17 protein-coding genes are annotated in these 20,117 nt (G+C 64.4%); 4 read left to right on the top strand and 13 right to left on the bottom strand.

Features of this window, described 5'->3' with window-relative positions:
• The first annotated feature begins 43 nt into the window (after nt 1–43).
• Nucleotides 44–451 carry a PPOX class F420-dependent oxidoreductase gene (locus AC51GT_RS06875; protein ID WP_496328264.1) on the top strand — a complete coding sequence of 136 codons (408 nt, stop codon included), beginning with the start codon at nt 44–46 and terminating at the stop codon, nt 449–451.
• 8 nt (nt 452–459) lie between these two features.
• On the opposite strand, the gene AC51GT_RS06870 is transcribed toward AC51GT_RS06875, so the two are convergent.
• A complete protein-coding gene (locus tag AC51GT_RS06870; RefSeq protein ID WP_496328263.1) occupies nt 460–2,031 on the bottom strand; it encodes an HNH endonuclease signature motif containing protein in 1,572 nt (523 codons plus the stop codon).
• Between the two features lie 103 nt (nt 2,032–2,134).
• Nucleotides 2,135–3,253: a M24 family metallopeptidase gene (locus AC51GT_RS06865; RefSeq protein WP_496325537.1), complete on the bottom strand. Its 1,119-nt coding sequence runs from the start codon at nt 3,251–3,253 to the stop codon at nt 2,135–2,137.
• Between the two features lie 193 nt (nt 3,254–3,446).
• Between AC51GT_RS06865 and AC51GT_RS06860 the strand changes: the two genes are divergently transcribed.
• Both AC51GT_RS06860 and AC51GT_RS06855 read left to right on the top strand, forming a co-directional pair.
• Nucleotides 3,447–4,472, top strand: coding sequence for an alpha/beta fold hydrolase (locus AC51GT_RS06860; RefSeq protein ID WP_496325536.1), 1,026 nt, complete (start codon nt 3,447–3,449; stop codon nt 4,470–4,472).
• Between the two features lie 59 nt (nt 4,473–4,531).
• Nucleotides 4,532–5,464, top strand: coding sequence for a 5'-3' exonuclease (locus tag AC51GT_RS06855; RefSeq protein WP_496325873.1), 933 nt, complete (start codon nt 4,532–4,534; stop codon nt 5,462–5,464).
• Between the two features lie 25 nt (nt 5,465–5,489).
• On the opposite strand, the gene AC51GT_RS06850 is transcribed toward AC51GT_RS06855, so the two are convergent.
• The 11 genes from AC51GT_RS06850 to dop all read right to left on the bottom strand — a co-directional run bounded on the left by AC51GT_RS06850 (nt 5,490) and on the right by dop (nt 17,397).
• The gene (locus AC51GT_RS06850) at nt 5,490–6,266 is read right to left on the bottom strand and encodes a DUF4333 domain-containing protein (protein WP_496325535.1); all 777 of its coding nucleotides are present in this window, start codon (nt 6,264–6,266) and stop codon (nt 5,490–5,492) included.
• A gap of 116 nt (nt 6,267–6,382) precedes the next feature.
• Nucleotides 6,383–9,175, bottom strand: coding sequence for a DEAD/DEAH box helicase (locus AC51GT_RS06845; RefSeq protein WP_496325534.1), 2,793 nt, complete (start codon nt 9,173–9,175; stop codon nt 6,383–6,385).
• A complete protein-coding gene (gene tatC, locus AC51GT_RS06840) occupies nt 9,162–10,133 on the bottom strand; it encodes a twin-arginine translocase subunit TatC (protein ID WP_496325533.1) in 972 nt (323 codons plus the stop codon). Before tatC ends, AC51GT_RS06845 begins: the two co-directional genes overlap by 14 nt.
• A gap of 81 nt (nt 10,134–10,214) precedes the next feature.
• A complete protein-coding gene (gene tatA, locus AC51GT_RS06835) occupies nt 10,215–10,475 on the bottom strand; it encodes a Sec-independent protein translocase subunit TatA (RefSeq protein WP_496325532.1) in 261 nt (86 codons plus the stop codon).
• A 113-nt stretch (nt 10,476–10,588) separates the two neighbouring features.
• The gene (locus tag AC51GT_RS06830) at nt 10,589–11,560 is read right to left on the bottom strand and encodes a helix-turn-helix transcriptional regulator (protein WP_496325531.1); all 972 of its coding nucleotides are present in this window, start codon (nt 11,558–11,560) and stop codon (nt 10,589–10,591) included.
• On the bottom strand, nt 11,557–12,552 hold the full coding sequence (locus AC51GT_RS06825; protein ID WP_496325530.1) for a helix-turn-helix transcriptional regulator: 996 nt from the start codon (nt 12,550–12,552) through the stop codon (nt 11,557–11,559). Before AC51GT_RS06825 ends, AC51GT_RS06830 begins: the two co-directional genes overlap by 4 nt.
• A 24-nt stretch (nt 12,553–12,576) precedes the next feature.
• On the bottom strand, nt 12,577–13,935 hold the full coding sequence (gene pafA / locus AC51GT_RS06820) for a Pup--protein ligase (protein WP_496325529.1): 1,359 nt from the start codon (nt 13,933–13,935) through the stop codon (nt 12,577–12,579).
• A 40-nt stretch (nt 13,936–13,975) separates the two neighbouring features.
• Nucleotides 13,976–14,728 (bottom strand): proteasome subunit alpha, encoded by a 753-nt coding sequence (gene prcA / locus AC51GT_RS06815; protein ID WP_496325528.1) that lies wholly within the window; start codon nt 14,726–14,728, stop codon nt 13,976–13,978.
• Nucleotides 14,725–15,585: a proteasome subunit beta gene (gene prcB, locus AC51GT_RS06810; protein ID WP_496325527.1), complete on the bottom strand. Its 861-nt coding sequence runs from the start codon at nt 15,583–15,585 to the stop codon at nt 14,725–14,727. Before prcB ends, prcA begins: the two co-directional genes overlap by 4 nt.
• Nucleotides 15,582–15,773 carry a ubiquitin-like protein Pup gene (locus tag AC51GT_RS06805; RefSeq protein ID WP_331885465.1) on the bottom strand — a complete coding sequence of 64 codons (192 nt, stop codon included), beginning with the start codon at nt 15,771–15,773 and terminating at the stop codon, nt 15,582–15,584. The genes prcB and AC51GT_RS06805 overlap by 4 nt, the downstream gene beginning before the upstream one ends.
• A gap of 124 nt (nt 15,774–15,897) precedes the next feature.
• Nucleotides 15,898–17,397 carry a depupylase/deamidase Dop gene (gene dop, locus AC51GT_RS06800; RefSeq protein ID WP_496328262.1) on the bottom strand — a complete coding sequence of 500 codons (1,500 nt, stop codon included), beginning with the start codon at nt 17,395–17,397 and terminating at the stop codon, nt 15,898–15,900.
• Nucleotides 17,398–17,465: 68 nt separating this feature from the next.
• On the opposite strand from dop, the gene glgP reads away from it, so the two are divergent.
• Nucleotides 17,466–20,051 carry an alpha-glucan family phosphorylase gene (gene glgP / locus AC51GT_RS06795; protein WP_496328261.1) on the top strand — a complete coding sequence of 862 codons (2,586 nt, stop codon included), beginning with the start codon at nt 17,466–17,468 and terminating at the stop codon, nt 20,049–20,051.
• Nucleotides 20,052–20,117 lie beyond the last annotated feature (66 nt).

The raw sequence follows: 20,117 nt of genomic DNA, 5'->3' as shown, positions 1-20,117 counted from the left end.
CGACTTCAGGAGGGGTGAAGGTTGCGTTGGCTAAAGTCGACTTGTGCCCAAAACAGCAGACGACCTCACCCCCGCAGCAATGGCCTTTCTCACCGAACGCCACCTCGGGAGTCTGACCACCGTCCGTGCGTCGGGGACCCCCCATGTTGTCGCTGTGGGATTCACCTACGACGCCGAGGCGAAGATCGCGCGAGTGATCACCTTCGAAGGCAGCCAGAAGGTAAAGAACGTCGACCGCTCCGGATACGCGGCGGTATTTCAGGTGAACGGTCCACAGTGGTTGACGTTGGAAGGCGAAGCATCAGTCCACCGTGACCCAGAGGCTGTCGCCGAAGGTGTTCGCCGCTACGCGGCTCGCTACAAAGAGCCCAAAGTGAACCCACGCCGCGTGGTCATCCAGATCAACGTAGAGCGTGTATTGGGCTCGCAGTCGCTGATGGTCACCGCCTGAGCAATAAGCTAGGCATCTTGGTGCGGGCTATCCGGTTCGGGATCGGGTTGGACCTCAGGTTCGCGGTCCGTCAGTTCCGCCAACTTTTCGGCCAACACCGCCCGGCGATCGGCCAGTACCTTCTCCCAGGCTGCTGCGAGGGTTTCGTTGACATGCTGGGCCCGGTTGACCCGCGGTTTTCGTTCCGGATCCACCGACGCCGGCGGTATCCACCCGACCCGACCCGTGTCGGGGCCTTCGGTGATCATGATCGTCTGCCACTGATGCGGTCCGTCACCGATGAGTTTGTGGTGCGGCGGGCACGCCGATCCCATCATGTCGATGTCGGTCAGACCACCATTGATCCAGGCAAGTAAGTGATGGGCCTCGACCCAGGTCGCCGGATTGGTACAACCAGGGTGTGAGCAGCCTCGATCCCGGACGAACAACGCCAACCGTTGACCTTTTTGGGCGGTCCGTTTGGTCCGGCCGAGATACAACACCTCAGCGGAGTGGTCAGCGAACACGGCCAGATATTTGTCCGACCGGGCCGCCAGATTCAGGGCCTCGTTGACCGGAATATCCACCCCCGACGCCGTTCGGGCGATCCCCGCACACTCGTCGAGCTGCTGCTTGGTCATCGTGACGATCAACTGCGCCGGCAAACCCCGATGAGACTTCCCCAGCAGGTTGCACTCCAAAATCGTTTTCAGGATCGCCTTGAGCGCGTCGTGACATTGTTGGCCTTTCGAGCGGGTATCCCGCTCAGCAGCAGCTCTGATCAGCTCTTTGTCTTGTTTCGGATCATCGGACGCACCGGTCGGCGAGTTGGGGTCGGCTGGATTGTTCATCCCCGGCGCCGCCCACACATCCATCACCGTCCTCAACAGGGCCAACGTTTCCGGGTCCAGGGTGCCGGTGATCTTGGCCATCAAATCCACCCCCTGATCCCCGATACCCATCGACCGTTTACGAGCCCGATCCGAATCATCGGTCAACCGGCCATCAGGGTCGACCCGGGCCAAGACCGCGCGACCGGCTGCGGTCAACTGGGTGGGATCTTGGCCGACGGCCTCTTCGGTCATCCAATGATCCACCACGTCATACACTGCCGGATCAGAGGCCGACGGGATCTGTTTGCGCACATCCAACATGACATCCATATGCGCCGCCCCGATCAAACCTTTCGACCACGCCTGCTCGGCCGCAGGGCATTTCGGCGCCAACACCTCACCCTGCAACGTATGAAACCGGCCCACCGCCTCCAGGGCCCGGATCCGGGACATGGTTTGCCCTTTGGTCAACCGCAACTCGCTACGGGTGAAACCGAACAGTGACGAATACCCGGCTTCGGTAAACGATGACCGATCCGAGACCCGCAACAGGTGACGCAACCCGGTGAACTCGACCTTACGGGCGATCCGTTCATGCACCCGCACAAGCTCATTGACTTCCGCGCCAGACATATCGGAATCAGCGCAGTCCGCGATATCGGCAACGAGCAACTCCAACTCGAGGTACTTGCGCACCAATACCGGAACCGGCGAGGAATCAACCGAAGAGTCAACCGAAGATTCAACAGGCGGATCGTCAGTCATCATGCCCCCCAGCACATCTGATCAGAACGCTTTCAATCAGTGTACCCTGGAGGGCTCAATAAGTCGAACATTTATCCGAACTGATCGAGCCGATCTGAGGCCTGGATCAGACCGACTTCAGCTCGTGTGGTCGGGAATTGAACGCTTCGCAGCCATCTTCGGTGACGACCACGATGTCTTCGATGCGTGCGCCCCAACTGTCGGGGAAATAGATGCCCGGCTCGATGCTGAATGCCATGCCCGGACGCAGCGGAATGTTGTTGCCCGCAACGATATACGGCTCTTCATGAACCGAGAGGCCGATGCCGTGACCGGTGCGGTGAACGAACTTGTCGGCGAGTCCGGCGGCTGCCAATACGTCCCGGGCCGCGGCGTCGACCTCCTCGGCGGTGACGCCGGGGCGCACTGTGGCCACAGCGGCCCGCTGGGCTTGTTGCAGCCACTCATACTGACGCGCGATGACATCGGAAGGTGTACCGACACAGTAGGTTCGGGTGCAATCGGAGTTGTATCCCGGCGCGACCGGTCCGCCGATATCCACGACAACCATGTCGCCGTCCTCGATCACCCGGTCCGACACCTCGTGATGGGGGTCGGCACCGTTGGGGCCGGATCCCACGATGATGAACTCGGCTCGGGTGTGCCCTTCGGCGAGAATGGCGGCGTCGATGTCCGCAGCGACCTCACGTTCGGTGCGACCGGCTTTGAGCCACTCCCCGACCCGCGCATGTACTCGGTCGATCGCGGCGCCGGCCCGGCGTAACGCGTCGATCTCGGCGTCGTCCTTGATCATCCGCAATTCACGCAGGACAGCAGTGGCGAGTTCTGGTGCGCCGCCCCATCGGCCTGCCAGTGGGACCGTGTGCAGCGCAGGCGTCGCGTCGGAGACGGCGTATCGGTCGCCTGCTCCTCCGGCAGCAACAACTGCGAGTGCATAGGCATCCTGGCCGTCAACCCAATCGTGGACGGTCAAGCCGAGTTCGCCGACGGCCGACTCGCGCAGCGCCGCCAACTCCAGCCGTGGCACAACTACTTCGGGAGCCCGGCCCGGACTGATCACCAGGGCGGTGAGCCGTTCGAATGTGCTGGCCCGAGAGCCCGTCAGATACCGCAGGTCGGGTCCGGGAGTGATGAACAGCGCTGACAGGCCCGCTTGCGCCGTGAGCTCCTGCGCCCGATCCAGACGTGACTTGTACACCGCTGCCGAGAATCGTTGATCTGCCATGGATTCAAGGCTATCGGTCGCACCGCTCGTGATGTGGCCGGCCGCCGGACGCGTGTCACAACGCGGCGGAGGTGTGTTCCAGTCGAATCACAACATGCAATGAGCGATCTCTAACCGGGCGAAAACACCGTTTTACGCGGAGAATGCAGGCAACGGAAGATATCAGTTCTGAACATACCCCCAGGAGGTCACCGTGGACCGCGAAGGCGTCCGACGTCGACTACGGGCTGTTCCTACCGATGATTCTCAGGTCCAGTTCGCAAACCTGCATGGATACAAGCGTGCCTATCGGATGGCCGGCTCGGGTCCGGCGTTGCTGTTGTTGCACGGAATCGGCGACAACTCCCTGGCCTGGGAACCTGTGTTCACGCAGCTCAGCGAGAAATACACGGTGATCGCACCCGACTTTCTCGGACACGGTTTCTCGGACCGTCCACGTGCCGACTACTCGGTACCCGCTTTTGCCAACGGAATGCGCGATCTGTTGACGTACCTCGACATCGAAAGGGTGACGATCGTCGGTCATTCACTCGGCGGTGGTGTGGCCGGGCAGTTCGCGTATCAGTTCCCCGAGATGGTCGAACGGTTGGTGCTGGTGGGCACCGGCGGTGTCACCAAGGATGTCAATCCGGTCCTGCGAGCGTTGTCACTGCCTTTCTCCGAGTACGCCCTGGGGGTGGTCTCGGTCCCGGGAGTGTTCTCCGCATTTGCAACGGCTTCGCGCACGTTGCGCGATCGTCTGCCGTTTGCACTGTTCCGTGACAACAACGAGATCGTCCGGGTGCTCGAACGGATGCCGGAAAAGGGATCGGCCGAGGTCTTCGCCCGGACCTTGCGATCAGCTGTCGACTGGCGCGGTCAGGTGGTCACCATGCTCGACCGCTGTTACCTGAGCGCCGGTATCCCGACCCTGATCGTGTGGGGCTCGGACGATCAGGTGATCCCGGTGCAGCACGCCCATATGCTCCACAGCGCGATGCCCGGCTCTCAGATGGTCATCTTCGACAAGGCCGGTCATTTTCCGTTCCGGGATGACCCGAACCGCTTCATCGACCTGCTCTTGTCCTTCGTGGCCTCGACGGCCCCGGCGAACATCAGTCGGGCCGACGTGAAAATCGCGTTGCGACAGGGTCCTTCGAGTCAGCCGCTCACCGGCGATGCCGAGTCGCAACTGGCCGTGCTCGATGTCCTGGGTTCGGACGAACGCAGCGCCACCTGACCGCAGTGCTCCGATGATCGGCGCCGATCTGGCATGGTTTAGGCATGACTGCCCCAGTGATGTTGCTCGATGGTGCCAGCCTCTGGTTTCGGGCCTTTCATGCCCTGCCCGAGAAGATGACGGCACCCGACGGGCGTCCGGTCAACGCAGTCCGCGGATTCGTCGACATGATCGCTTCTCTGGTCACCCGGGAGCATCCGCAACGACTGATCGTGTGCCTGGACCTCGACTGGCGGCCGGCCTTCCGCACCGATCTCATCCCGTCGTACAAGGCGCATCGCGTGGCCGCAGGTGCGAGCGACGGGTCTGAAGAGGTCCCGGACACCCTGACACCTCAGGTCGACATGATCATGAAAGTTCTGGCCGCTGCCGGGATCGCCACGGCGGGAGCGGAGGGCTGCGAAGCCGACGACGTGATCGGAACCCTCGCCGACTCCGAAGCCAAAGATCCGGTGGTGGTGGTCAGCGGTGATCGCGACCTGCTGCAGGTGGTTTCCGACGACCCGGTTCCGGTGCGCGTGCTGTACGTGGGACGCGGCCTGGCCAAGGCCGAGATGTTCGGGCCGGAGGAACTCGCCGAGAAGTACGACGTACCAACAGCGAATCCGGGTTCGGCCTACGCCGAGATGGCGATCCTGCGCGGAGATCCGTCGGACGGGTTGCCAGGGGTGACGGGCATCGGTGAGAAGACCGCGTCGAAGCTGCTTCACGAGTTCGGAAACCTGGACGAACTCGAACGCGCGGCATCGACAACGAGCGACAAGCGGATCTCACCGCGTCAACGCAAGTCGCTCGCCGAGGGCGCGGACTACCTGCGCGGGGCCCGCACCGTTGTGTTCGTCAAGACCGACGCGGAGATCATCGGCGACACCGAAGGTCGCCTCCCCGCCGCACCCGCCGACCCCGCAGCGCTTGCCGACCTGATCGAAGAACTCGGTATCGGCTCATCGATCGGCCGACTGGGCAAGGCACTCGGCTGGCAGATGGGCTGACGCGTCCACCGGCCGTCCGAACTGCCTACTGGGTGGTCGGCTGACCGACCTCGTACTTGCCCTCATCGTCGAGGAACGTGATCTTGACCTGCTGGTTCGCGCCGGCAACGGTCGCGGTGCAGGTGAAGCTGCTGCCCTTCTTGATCTCCTGATCGGCGGGGCACCGGACGTTCTCGACGTCTTTGGCCTGGTAGTCGTTCTCCAGAACCGACGCCACACCTTTCTGGGCCGCGTCTTGGCTGAGAACCTTCGTCACGGCGAATCCCGGAAGCCAGAATGCGGTGACCGCCAGGACGACGGCGGCGACACCGACCACTGCGGCACCGATGATCAGCGGCAGCCTCTTCGACTTCTTCGGTGGTGTCATACCCGCGAACTGGTCGCCACCGGGCTGCCCGAACTGCCCCGGCTGGCCGTACTGCCCGAACTGATCCGGCTGGCCGGGTTGGCCGTACTGGCCCGGTTGACCCTGGGGCGCACCGTATTGCGGCTGCTGGCCGTATTGCGGTGCACCTGGTTGTCCGTACTGAGGAGGCTGTCCCGGCTGGCCGTATTGACCGGGCTGACCGTACTGCTCCGGCTGACCGTATGGACCGGGCTGTTGCGGAGGCTGCTGGCCCCAACCATGCTGGGCGGGTTGACCTTGCGGCGGCTGGCCGCCGGCCGGGTAGCCGTAGGTCTGCTGGTTCCACGGGTCAGAACCCTGACCCGGTTGCCCTTGCCCTGGCTGCCCTTGTCCTGGTTGCCACTGCCCGGGTGCGGAACCGCCACCCTGGTTGTTCGGGTCGTTGGGCCCGCTCATGTATTTCCCTCCACCTGTTCGCGTCGCGCGATCGCAAGTCCAGGACTTCCGAACCCCGAACATACCGCACAACCTATTGCCGTTCGGGCAGGCGCTCAGCGAAAACTCGCGGGCGCTCAGCCGAGTTCGACAGCCACAACGCCGCGCCGAATCGCCGTGATCGCCGCTGCCGCCGAACGGGCCAGCTTCGAGCGATCCGATCCGCCGAGCCCGGCTGCGACCCGCATCTGCTCGAGGAGGTCGATGACCTGACGGCTCCAGCGAACGAAATCTCCGGCAGGCAGAGAGGTGCCCTGCTCGCCCGCTGCCGCGAGTACCTCGGTCAGGCCGCGACCGGTCGCCCACAGGTGAATGGCCGTGGCGAAACCGGCATCCGGCTCGCGGGTCGGTTCCACCATGTGACTCATCTCGACACGCGCCAGGTCTTTCCATGCTGCATGCGTGCGACTCAACGCTTCTCGCACACTGGAGACACCGGTCACCAGATCAGCGCCACCGTACGAGTCTCGGCGTGACTGGTACACCACCGCCGAGGCGACGGCCGCGAGTTCGGCTGCGCCGAGGTGGTCCCAGAGCCCGGTGCGGATGCACTCGCAGATGAGCAGATCGCTCTCGCTGTAGACCCGACTCAGGACTTCGCCGGCGGGCGTCACGGTCATGTCGCCGTTCGACTTGTGTTCGACCTGTTCGAGATAACCCAACTCGGTGAGAACCGCGACGACCCGATTGAAGTTGACGGCCAGTGTGGACGTGCGGGCCGACACCGATTCTTCGAGTGCCGCGATCTCCCGCGACACCCGGTTACGGCGTTCGGCGAGCCGGAACAACTCGTCGTGAGCGGGGATCTGATGCGCCGGGTGCTCACGCAACTCTGTGCGAAGACGGTTCAGGCCAGGGTCATCGGCGGCCCGGGTGCGCCTGGTCTGCTTGCCGCGGGGCATCTCGATGCCCGTGGAACGCAGCGCCGAGGCGAGGTCACGACGACCCCGGCCGGTACGGCGATCGACCTGCTTCGCCAGCCGCATGTGGCCGAGTACCTGTGGTGGGTTGAGGAAATCCCGCGGGCCGACCCGACCGGCCCAGCCGTCCTCACAGAGCACCAACGGTTTTGGGTCGCGCAAGTCGGTTGCGGGCTCCAACACCACCGCCAGCCCACGATGCCGACCACCGGCCAGGCCGATGACCTGACCACGCTTGAGCGCGGCGAGGTCTTCAACCGTGCTCTGCTGCACAGCCATTCGGTTCTCGAACTTCAGCGAACGTTCACGGGCCCGGATCTCTTCACGAAGACGGGTGTACCCGAGAAAGCCGTCGATGCCGGCGTCGAGGCCGCGGCCTTCGGCCCGCGCCTCCAGTTCCACCTCGATCTTGCGGAGTTGGCGGCGTGCGGTGTCGATCTGCCGGGCCTGTCCGACCACGGACCGGTCGGCCTGGAACTGTGCGAACGAGCGGTCGAGCAGGTTACGGGAACCGGCCAGTCCCAGACGGCCGATCAGGTTGACGGCCATGTTGTATTCCGGCGCAAAGGAACTGCGCAACGGGAACGTACGAGCACCGGCGAGTCCGGCGACCCGGGTGGGGTCGAGGTCCTCGGTCCAGACGACCACGGCATGGCCTTCGACGTCGATCCCACGCCGCCCGGCCCGGCCGGTCAGCTGGGTGTACTCCCCCGGCGTCAGGTCGTTGTGTGACTCGCCGTTGTACTTGATCAATCGCTCCAGCACCACGGAACGGGCGGGCATGTTGATGCCCAAAGCCAGTGTCTCGGTGGCGAATACAACCTTGACCAAACCTTTGACGAACAGCTCTTCAACCGCGTGCCGGAAGGCGGGCAGCAGTCCGGCATGGTGCGCGGCGAAACCGCGTGTCAATCCCTCCCGCCAGCTGTGAACACCGAGCACGTCCTGGTCCGAGGGGGTCAGCTCGGCGACATACTTGTCGACGATCAGATTCACCTGCTCGACCTGGTCCTGTTCGAGCAGCCGCAAACCCGAACGCAGGCACTGACTCAGCGCGCCCTCACAGCCGGCCCGCGAGAAGATGAAGCTGATGGCCGGAAGCAGGCCATCGCGATCCAGACGTGCGATGAGCTCGGGCCGCGACACCGGACGGACGCCGCTGCGACGGTGATCGCTTCGCTGACCACGTCCCCGTGGACCGCGGATGGAGAAGTCGTCATCGCGCCGCGCTGCCAGTTCCCGTTGGCGGATGTAGCGGGTCAGCTCCGGATTGACCGCCGGCTTCTTGTTCGGGTCCTTGGGGTCGCGATGATCGAACAGATCGAACAACCGGTTGCCGACCAGCATGTGCTGAGTGAGCGGGATGGGCCGGTGCTCGTCGACGATGACGGTCGTGTCGCCGCGAACGGTCTGGATCCAGGACCCGAATTCCTCGGCGTTGCTGACCGTGGCCGACAGACTCACCACCCGTACCGAGGGTTCGAGATGCAGGATGACCTCTTCCCAGACGGCTCCGCGGAACCGGTCGGCAAGAAAGTGGACCTCATCCATCACCACATGCGACAGGTTCTGCAGCGCGGGTGAGTTCGCGTAGATCATGTTGCGCAGCACTTCGGTGGTCATCACAACGACCGGGGCGTGGGAGTTGATCGACGAATCACCGGTCAGCAAACCGATGTTTTCGGCACCGTGCGCGCGAACCAGATCGGCGAACTTCTGGTTGCTCAGCGCCTTGATGGGTGTGGTGTAGAAGCATTTCGACCCACCGGCGAGCGCCAGGTGTACCGCGAACTCACCGACAATCGTCTTGCCGGCGCCGGTCGGCGCGCAGACGAGGACACCATGACCGTCTTCCAGCGCTATGCAGGCATCACGTTGGAATGGATCAAGGGCAAACGCCTGTCGCCCGGCGAACTTCTCGAGTTCGGTGCGTGTTTCAGAGAGTGTCATCGTAGAGATCGGCTCCACTGCCTCGGGACGTCGCCGACACCGGTTCTGGTGGTTGCACCGGATCAGGAACATGCCCGACCGGGCCTGCCGGATCGATCGGAGCGGCTTCGTCGTCGCTCACGTTGCCCCATTCCTGGGCCTCACGCTTCGCTTTACGGTAATCGTGCAGGTGAGCGACCTGGATGGCGATCTCGAGCAAGATCGAGAGCGCGCCGGCCAGTGCCAGCATGGTGAATGGATCCGAGCCCGGGGTGAAGAAGGCCGCGAAGACGAACATGCCGAAGATGAGGCCACGTCGCCACGCCTTCAATCGCGCATACGTCAGGACGCCAACCATGTTCAGCGCGACGATCAGCAACGGCAGTTCGAAACTGACACCGAAGATGATCAGCAGGTGGATGAGGAAGCTGAAGTACTGATCACCGGCCAGTGCCGTGATCTGCACGTTGTCGCCGATCGTCAACAAGACCTCGAACGCCTTCGCCATCACCAGGTAGGCCAGCGCCGTTCCGGCGAGGAACAGGGCTGCGGCGAAGGAGACGAACGTGACCGCGTACTTGCGTTCCTTCTCGACCATGCCGGGGGTGATGAACTGCCACAGTTGGTAGAACCAGATCGGGCAGGCCATGACGATGCCCGCGGTCAGAGCGACTTTGAGGCGCAGCATGAACTGGTCGAACGGGCCCGTCGCCAGGAGGCGACACGTGTCGTCGCCGGTGAGATTGGCACGGGACGACGCCGGCAGATCACAGTAGGGCTGGCGCAGCAGGTCGCCGAGGGACGAGAGGCCGAAAAACCCGTGCGAATACCAGACGAATCCGAGGATTGTGGTCAGGGCGATCGCCAGGACAGAGATCAACAGTCGGTTACGCAGCTCGCGAAGGTGGTCGACCAACGACATGGTGCCGTCAGGATTCACCTTGCGCTTACGGCGCCGAGGGTCAAAAGGTATGCGCACGTGGTCGACTACTCAGGGGTCGGTTGTAGGCGGGTCACCTGGACACAAGTGACCCACCCACCAGAACGGCGAGGACGAGGATCAGGCGGAACGACGTTCGGATTCGGGGGTATTCGTCGGTGTTCCGTCAAGACCCGAAGTGATCTGTGGCCGCGACTCGGGAGTCTGCGCCGATGCGGGCTTGTCCGAATTGTTCTCGTTCTGCATCTCCTTGACCTCACTCTTGAAGATGCGCATCGAACGTCCCAGACCGCGCGCGGCGTCCGGCAGCTTCTTCGATCCGAAAAGGATCAAGAACACGACCACCACAAGAATGATGTGCCATGGCTGTAATGCATTCATTGTGCAGTTACCTCTCCCGTTGAGTTCCTCCGCAATGCTACCGGACTCGGGCCAACCCTAACGGGTCGAACAACGGCCTCACAGCGAGCGGTCAGCGGATGGACAAGTCAGGTTCAGCGGTACATGGACAGCGCGGCAGTGGCCCGTGCCCGGACCTCGTCGGCCATCTCCGGATCACGGACCCTGATCTTGCCACCGAAGCCGAGGATGAATCGGATGAGCCAGTCGGCCGACCCGTACCTCATGGTGGCGACAACCGGCCCCTGCGAACCGGCCAGACCGTCCGGGTCCAAAGGCTCGATCAGGTAATAGTCGAGAACCCAGACCACGTCCTGATCGATCTCGACCACCGCTTCGGGCAGGTCGGAGTCACTGTCGAACAGGGCCAAGGCGCTGCCATCGGTCGTCGGCGGCGGCGAACTGGTCTCGTCGAGCACCGTTGCCGCTTCGATCCGGTCGAAGCGGAACAGCCGGATGCCCTCGCTGCTCCGGCACCAACCCTCGAGATACCCGCGACCCTGGATCGCCTGGATGCGGATCGGATCGACCACCCGCTCTCCGACGACGTCTCGGGTGGCCGAGTAATACCGCAACCGCACCGCCCGGTGGCCGCGGACCGCCTCACGAACCGCGGTCACCGCTTCGGAGTCACCGGTCTTGGACAGGTCGGCCGGTGTCTCGGTGACCGCCTCACCGAGACTCGATCCCATCGCGTTCTCGATCTTTGCGATGGCTCGCCTGGCCGCGGCGGGATCGACGACCCCGGACGCATCGATCAACGAACGTAGGGCCACGAGCAGCGGAGCGGCCTCGGACCCGGTCAGTTTCAACGGCCGGTCGATGCCGGCCGAGAAGGTCACCGCGACACCGTCCTCGACGCTGTCGGGGGTGAAGGACAAGTCGATCAGGTCGCCCGGCGTGTATCCGGGAAGGCCACACATCCACAGCTGCTGCAGGTCCTCGAGAACCTGCTTGGGTGTGGTGCCCAGGTCGACGGCCGCTTTGGCGGCATTGACGCCGGGATGGGCCAAGAAGTACGGGACCATGGCCAGCATGCGGTTGAGTCGATCGGTTCCCGCACTCATCGGGCCGCCTCGCTGAGTATGTCGAGTTCCTCGATGACGTTCTCACGCAGTTCCGGCGGATCGAGGACGAACGCGTCGGTGCCTGCGCCGAGCACCTGACGGGTCAGACCATCGGTCGACCTCATCGCGATGCTCAGGATGCTGCCGGCCCGCCCCTCGTGTTTCCCGGGCTGCGACGACGTCGCGATGCGGCGCAAACCGGCGGCCCGGTTCTCGGCCACCCAGACATGGGCCGTGACGGCCGGTCCGGATCGATCGACGGCTTCGGCGACGATCTGACGAAGATCGACATTGCTGGGCCGGGTCAGTTCGCCTGCCCTGCCGAATGGGGTCACCGACAGGATGCGGGTGAGCCGATAGGTACGGGTCTGTCCGCGGTCCCGGTCATGTCCGACGAGATACCAGCGCCCGAGATGGGTGACCACACCCCACGGTTCGACGGTCCGGGTCACATGGGGCGACGTCGGCCCCGGCCGGTGCTCGAAACGGACCGGGCGGTTCTCGTCGAGCGCGGCGAGCAATGCACCGAGCACCGCAGGCGACCCGATACCTTGCGGGGCACTCGAATGAATCGCCGTGGAGTTCTCGTCGAACGCCGATCCCGGATCCATCTGGACGCCGGCCGCACGCAACTTCATCAAGGCGCTGTGACTGGAGGCCGCGAGCTCCGGCGATTCCCACAGTGCCGCGGCAAGTGCCACCGCGGCAGCCTCGTCGGGGTCGAGCGAGATATCGGGCAGTTCGTACTCGGCCCGGTTGATCCGGTAGCCGTCGACTGACGAGAATCCCGACGAACGGCCGGTTTCCACCGGGATACCGAGGTCGCGCAGCTCGTTCTTGTCGCGCTCGAACATCCGGTTGAAGGCCTCATCGGACTTCGAATCCTGATATCCGATCACACTGTTGCGGATTTGATCGGCGGAAAGATACTGACTGGTGGACAGCAAGCAGATCACCAGGTTCATCAGCCGTTCAACCTTGTTGGTCGCCACGGGATCAGCCTAGGACACAGACCTTCACATAGATGCGATCAGGCGTTCGACGCGCTCATCGACGTTGCGGAACGGGTCTTTGCAGAGCACGGTGCGCTGGGCCTGGTCGTTCAGCTTGAGGTGCACCCAATCGACGGTGAAGTCACGACCAGCCTTCTGCGCGGCCGCGATGAAGTCTCCACGGAGCTTGGCCCTGGTGGTCTGCGGCGGCGTGTCCACCGCAGCCGCGATCGCCTCATCGGTGGTGACCCGCGCGGCCAGACCCTTGCGCTGCAACAGATCGAACACGCCGCGCCCGCGTTTGATGTCGTGGTAGGCCAGATCGAGCTGCGAGATCTTGGGATCGGACAGCTCCATCGAGTACCGGTCCTGGTAGCGCTGGAACAATTTGCGCTTGATCACCCAGTCGACCTCCGTGTCGACCTTCGCGAAATCCTGGGTCTCGACCGCGTCGAGCATCCGGCCCCACAGGTCGACCACCTGGGTCATCTGCTGATTCGGCTCACGCGTCTTGAGATGTTCGACCGCGCGTGAGTGGTATTCGCGCTGGATGTCGAGCGCGGTGGCCTGACGTCCGCCGGCGAGCCGGACCGGACGGCTGCCGGTGAGATCATGCGAGACCTCGCGGATGGCTCGGATCGGGTTGTCCAGAGCCAGATCGCGGAACGCGACCCCGGCCTCGATCATCTCCAGCACCAGCGCCGCCGACCCGACCTTGAGCATCGTGCTGGTCTCGGCCATGTTCGAATCCCCCACGATCACGTGCAGGCGCCGGTATTTCTCGGCGTCGGCATGGGGTTCGTCGCGGGTGTTGATGATCGGACGGCTACGGGTGGTCGCCGACGAGACACCTTCCCAGATGTGTTCGGCCCGCTGCGACAGGCAGAATGTCGCGGCCTTGGGCGTCTGCAGAACCTTGCCCGCACCACAGATCAACTGCCGCGTGACCAGGAACGGCAACAGGACGTCGGAGATCCGCGAGAACTCCCCGGCCCGGACCACCAGATAATTCTCGTGGCAGCCGTACGAATTGCCCGCGGAGTCGGTGTTGTTCTTGAACAGATAGATGTCGCCGCCGATGCCTTCGTCGGCCAGCCGTCGCTCGGCATCGATCAGCAGGTCTTCCAGGACCAACTCGCCCGCCCGGTCGTGCTCGATCAACTGTTGCAGGTTGTCGCATTCGGCGGTCGCGTACTCGGGGTGCGAGCCCACGTCGAGATAGAGGCGCGCCCCGTTCTGCAAGAACACATTGGACGACCGGCCCCACGACACCACGCGGCGGAACAGATACCGCGCCACCTCGTCGGGACTGAGCCGCCGATGTCCGTGAAAAGTGCACGTGACACCGAACTCGGTTTCGATACCCATGATTCGTCGCTGCACGTTTACAACCCTACTGCCGTGTGACCAGAGAAGAACTTCTTCAGTTGTTGGTTTCGCGGGCCGGAAGGAGGTCGACCAGGGTCGATCCCGTCAGACGCCGGAACGCGCGGCGCGGGCGACCGTGGTCGAGGATGGCCACTTCGAGGTCACCCGGCTGCAGTGTGCGAGGTTCGGGCGTCGACGAACTGCTCGACGAAGACGACGAACCATTGCCGGCCGGTGGTGTTTCCAAAGCCGTGACCGCCGATGCCAACGCAGCCCTCAGGTCTGCCTCCGGATCGTAAGAATCCTTCATCGAGGCCGTGATCGACTCGGTGGAACCGCCCATCACCAGGAAGCGGGTCTCGTCGACGATCGAGCCGTCGTAGGTGATCCGGTACAGCTGGGACGGACCGGGTTTGCCGGGACGGCTGACCTCGGCCACGCACAACTCGACCTCATAGGGCTTCGGTTGTTCGGTGAACACCGCCCCGAGCGTGCTGGCGTAGGCATTGGCCAGTGACAGTCCGCTGACGTCGGCGCGGTCGTAGTTGTATCCGCGCATGTCGGCATGCTGGATCCCGGCCTTGCGCAGGCTTTCGAACTCGTTGTATTTGCCGACCGCGGCGAATCCGATGCGGTCATAGATCTCGCTGACCTTGCGCAACGTGTTCGACGGGTTCTCCGCCACGAACAGGACCCCGTCGGCGTAGGTCAGTGCGACGACGCTGCGACCGCGGGCAATGCCCTTGCGGGCCAGCTCCGAACGATCGCGCATGATCTGTTCGGCACTGGCGTAATACGGGAAGGTCATGCGTCACCGCCCTTCTGGAAATCGCGGTTGGCGGTGTCGTCGTCGGTGCCGTGGTAATCCGCCGATCGCCTGCTGATGACACCGCGTGCCGACTGCTCGATCGTGGCGGCGGAGACCTCTGCGGCACCATCCGCGGTGACGGTCACGGCAGTGGGATACAGACCGCGCACCATGTCGGGGCCGCCGGTTGCCGAATCGTCATCGGCCGCGTCGTACAGCGACTCGATGGCGACTGCCAAGGCTTCGTCCGCGGTCAGATCGCTGCGGTAGAGCTTCTTGATGGCCGACTTGGCGAACACCGATCCGGAGCCGATGGCCTGATAGCCGCCGTGCTCCTCGTGGCGGTCGCCGGCGACGTCGAAGGAGAAGATCCGTCCCGGACGCGCCGGATCGACACCGTCGGGGTCGTACCCGACGAGCAGTGGGATCGCGGCCAGCCCGGCCATTGCGGCCTGCAGGTTCGACCGGACCATCGACGCGAGCCGGTTCACCTTGCCGTCGAGGGTGAGGGAAACGCCCTCGATCTTCTCGTAGTGCTCGAGTTCGACGGCGAACAGGCGGATCATCTCGATGGCCACACCTGCGGTACCGGCGATACCGGCAGCCGAGTACTCGTCGGTGATGAAGACCTTGCGCATGTCGCGGCTGGCGATCAGGTTGCCGGAGGTGGCGCGCCGGTCACCGGCCAGGACCACACCACCGGGATAGGCCACGGCGACGATGGTGGTGCCGTGCGGGATGTTTGCAGCCATATCCGGCGAAACCCTGTTCCTGGGCAACAGATCTGGTGCGTTGTTACGCAAATAGTCGGAGAAAGATGAGATGTCCTGGCCGAGGGACCGGATCCGATCGGTCACTGGCCGCCCTTCTGTACATAGGCGCGGACGAAGTCCTCTGCGTTCTCCTCCAACACGTCGTCGATCTCGTCCAGCAGGTCGTCGGTGTCGTCGGCCAGCTTCTCGCGGCGTTCCTGACCTGCACCCGAATCTGCACCGGCGCCGTCGTCGTCGTTACCGCCCGTGCGCTTGGTTTGTTCCTGCGCCATCGCTGCCTCCTTCAGACCACGGTCCCGCTGGGACCGTACGTTCTATCACCCTACCGGTCGAATGTGATCTGGCCACGGATATGCACGTGCGGAGGCGGCGATTTCGCTGCCCCCGTGCTCGGTTCTAGGTGGTGAGTTGGTTGACCAGATCGGCTGCGGAGTCGACCGAATCGAGCAACTCGCCCACGTGCGCGCGGCTCCCACGTAGTGGTTCGAGCGTCGGAATCCGCACCAGCGACTCCCCGCCTAGGTCGAAGATGACCGAATCCCAACTCGCGGCCGCGATGTCGGCACCGAAGCGGCGCAGGCACTCCCCCCGGAAGTACGCGCGGGTGTTCTCCGGCGGGCTGCCGATCGCATCCATCACCTGTTGCTCGGTGGTCAGCCGCTTCATCGATCCGCGGGCGACCAACCGGTTGTAGAGTCCCTTGTCCAGTCGGACGTCCGAGTACTGCAGGTCGACGAGGTGCAGTCGCGGCGCCGACCAGGCCAGGTTCTCGCGCTGCCGGAAACCCTCGAGCAGCCGGAGCTTCGCGGGCCAATCCAGGAGGTTTGCGCATTCCATCGGGTCGCGTTCGAGTTTGTCCAGCACGTCGGCCCAGGTGTCGATGACATCCTTGGCGCGCGCGTCGTCGCTGTGATTGGCATCGTGGAACGCACTGACGCGTTCGAGGTAAATCCGTTGGAGCGCAAGGGCGGTCATCTCGCGTCCGTCGGCGAGCGCAACCGTCGCCTGCAGGGTCGGGTCGTGGCTGATGACGTGCACGGCGTGAACCGGTCGGGCCAGTTCGAGATCCCGCAGTTCGATGCCCGCCTCGATCAGGTCGAGGACGAGCGAGGTGGTGCCGACCTTCAGGTAGGTGGCGGTCTCGGCGAGGTTGGCGTCACCGATGATCACGTGCAGCCGGCGGTACCGCTCGGGGTCCGCATGCGGCTCGTCGCGCGTGTTGATGATCCCGCGCTTGAGCGTGGTCTCCAGACCGACCTCGACCTCGATGTAGTCGGCGCGCTGGCTCAGCTGGAAGCCCGATTCGTCGCCGGACTGACCGATGCCGACCCGGCCTGAACCGGTGAAGACCTGCCGGGAGGCGAAGAACGGTGTGAGACCGGTGATCACCGCGTTGAACGGGGTCGACCGGGCCATCAGGTAGTTCTCATGCGTCCCGTACGACGCACCCTTGCCGTCGATGTTGTTCTTGTACAACTGCAGTTTCGGGGCTCCTGGAACGCTGGCCACGTGCCGGGCCGCGGCCTCCATGACCCGTTCGCCCGCCTTGTCCCAGATGACCGCGTCGAGCGGGTCGGTCACCTCCGGCGCCGAATACTCGGGGTGGGCGTGATCGACGTAGAGCCGGGCGCCGTTGGTCAGGATCATGTTGGCGGCACCGACCTCGTCCGCGTCGATGATCGGAGCCGGTCCGGACCCGCGCCCGAGGTCGAAACCGCGAGCGTCACGCAGGGGCGATTCGGGCTCGTAATCCCACCGCGTGCGCTTTGCACGAGGGACTCCGGCCGCGGCCGCGTACGCGAGCACGGCCTGCGTCGAGGTCATGATCGGGTTGGCACCTGGATCGTTCGGAGCCGAGATTCCGTATTCGACTTCGGTTCCGATTATGCGCTGCATGGGGTTGAGCGTAGCGGGGCATCATCTTCCGGTCGCGGACGAGCGTACGGATGGGTAGGGTTTGCGCGGTGAAAGCACTGCGCCGCTTCACCGTCCGCGCCCACCTGCCCTCGTCCCTCCAGCCCCTGGCAAAACTGTCGACCAACCTCCGTTGGTCGTGGCATCCGGCCACCCAGGAACTCTTCTCGTCCATGGATCCCGCCCTGTGGTCCACGCTCAAAGATCCCCTGCGACTTCTGGGCGACATCGGACCCGACCGGCTGGCCGAACTGGCCGCCGACAGCGACTTCCTCGCCCGTCTGGGCGCACTCTCTGCCGACCTCGACGAGTACCTGGCCGAGCCCCGGTGGTTCCAGGGACAGGTGGCCGCGGGCAACCGGTTCCCGACCGGCATCGCGTACTTCTCGATGGAGTTCGGCGTCTCGGAGGTCTTGCCGATCTACTCCGGCGGTCTGGGCATCCTGGCCGGCGACCACCTCAAGGCGGCGTCGGATCTCGGGCTGCCGCTGATCGGCGTCGGCCTGCTCTACCGGTGTGGCTACTTCCGGCAGTCGCTGACCGCCGACGGCTGGCAGACCGAGCGGTACCCCAACCTCGACCCGCAAGGGCTGCCGGTCCGAACGGTCAACGATGCCGGCGGCAACCCGGTGACGATCCGCGTGCCGATGCCCGACAACCGCGTCCTGCGGGCCCGACTGTGGATTGCCGAGGTCGGCCGAATCCCGTTGTTGCTGCTGGACTCGGACATACCCGACAACGACACCGACCTGCGCGGGGTGACCGACCGGCTCTACGGCGGCGACCAGGAACACCGGATCAAGCAGGAGATCCTGGCCGGCGTGGGTGGCGTGCGCGCGGTGCGCGAATACACGCGGATCCAGGGTCTTGCCGATCCCGAGGTCTTCCACATGAACGAGGGTCACGCCGGATTCATGGGCGCCGAACGTATTCGGGAGCTGGTCTCGCTCGACGGGGCCGCACTCGACTTCGATTCCGCCCTCTCCGCCGTCCGCGCGTCGACGGTCTTCACCACCCATACCCCGGTCCCCGCCGGTATCGACCGCTTCCCCGTCGACATGGTGCGGCGGTACTTCGGTGACGACCACGGGCAGTCGACTCTCCTGCCGGGTCTCGAGCTGTCCCAGATCCTGGCACTGGGCAGTGAAAGCGACCCCGGCGTGTTCAACATGGCCCACATGGGACTGCGTCTGGGACAACGGACCAACGGTGTCTCCAAACTCCACGGCGCGGTCAGCCGGGAGATGTTCGGCGCGTTGTGGCCCGGTTTCGACGCCTCACAGGTTCCGATCGGATCGGTCACCAACGGCGTTCACGCGCCGACCTGGTGCTCACCGCGCTGGACGGAACTCGCGGCAAACGGCGGCGACGATGTGCCCGACGAGTCCGCTACACTCGCCGCGATGAAAGACGTGCCGTCGACCGAACTCTGGGCGACGCGCAACACGCTGCGTACCGAACTGATCGCCGAAGTTCGGCGCCGACTCCGGCGATCCGGACTCGAACGTGGATTCTCCGCCGCCGAATTGGGTTGGACCGCAGGTGTTTTCTCGTCGCGCGTCCTGACCATCGGGTTCGCCCGGCGGGCGGCGACCTACAAGCGGTTGACACTGATGCTGCGTGACACCGACCGGCTCAAGGCGCTCCTGCTCGACAAGGATCGTCCGGTCCAGCTCGTGGTCGCGGGCAAGGCCCACCCAGCCGACGACGGCGGCAAGGCCCTCATCCAGCAGATCGTCCGGTTCGCCGACGCCAACGATGTCCGGCACCGGATCGTGTTCCTGCCCGACTACGACATGGCGATGGCGCGGTACCTGTACGGCGGATGCGATGTGTGGCTGAACAATCCGCTGCGCCCGATGGAAGCGTGTGGGACCTCGGGCATGAAGTCCGCACTCAACGGCGGCCTCAACCTGTCGATCATGGACGGCTGGTGGGACGAGATGTCCGACCACGCCAACGGTTGGGCGATACCCACTGCGGACGGCGTGACCGACGACGAGCGCCGCGACGACCTCGAGGCGGCCGCACTGTACGAGCTGCTCGAGAACGTGGTGGTCCCGAAGTTCTACGACTCCGGTTCCGATGGTGTCCCGGCTCGCTGGGTCGAGATGGTGCGGCACACCCTGCACACGCTCGGTCCGCAGGTGCTGGCCTCGCGCATGGTCCGCGATTACACCCAGAAATACTATGCGCCCGCCGCGATCTCGGGACAGGCCACGACGGAGAACCACTTCGAGGGCGCAAAAGACCTCGCCCACTTCCGCGCCCAGATCGACCGGTCGTGGCCGTCGGTCAAGATCCTCGACGTGGACAGCGCAGGTCTCGACGACACACCGTTGCTCGGTTCGACGATGACATTGACCGCCCACGTGGATCTGGCCGGTCTGCGCGCCGATCAGGTGGTCGTACAGGCCGTCATCGGGCGCGTCGACGAGGCCGAGAACCTGACGCACGTCGCCACGCCGGCGATGTCCCTGGTCACCGAACATGCAGAGCCGGGTGGAGAGGCGATCTTCGAGGTGTCGATTCCGCTGCCGATGACCGGTCCCGTCGGCTACACGGTGCGGGTGATGCCCTATCACCGATTGCTCACCAGCACAGCTGAACTCGGGGTCGTCAAGGTCGCCGGCTGACCGTCGGCCGAACAGAGCAACGCTCCGCATCATCAGATGCGGAGCGTTGTTCGGTGTTCGAACCTC

This window comes from Williamsia sp. z34 (assembly GCF_059553395.1).
This window is presented reverse-complemented; position numbering and strand designations above follow the sequence as displayed.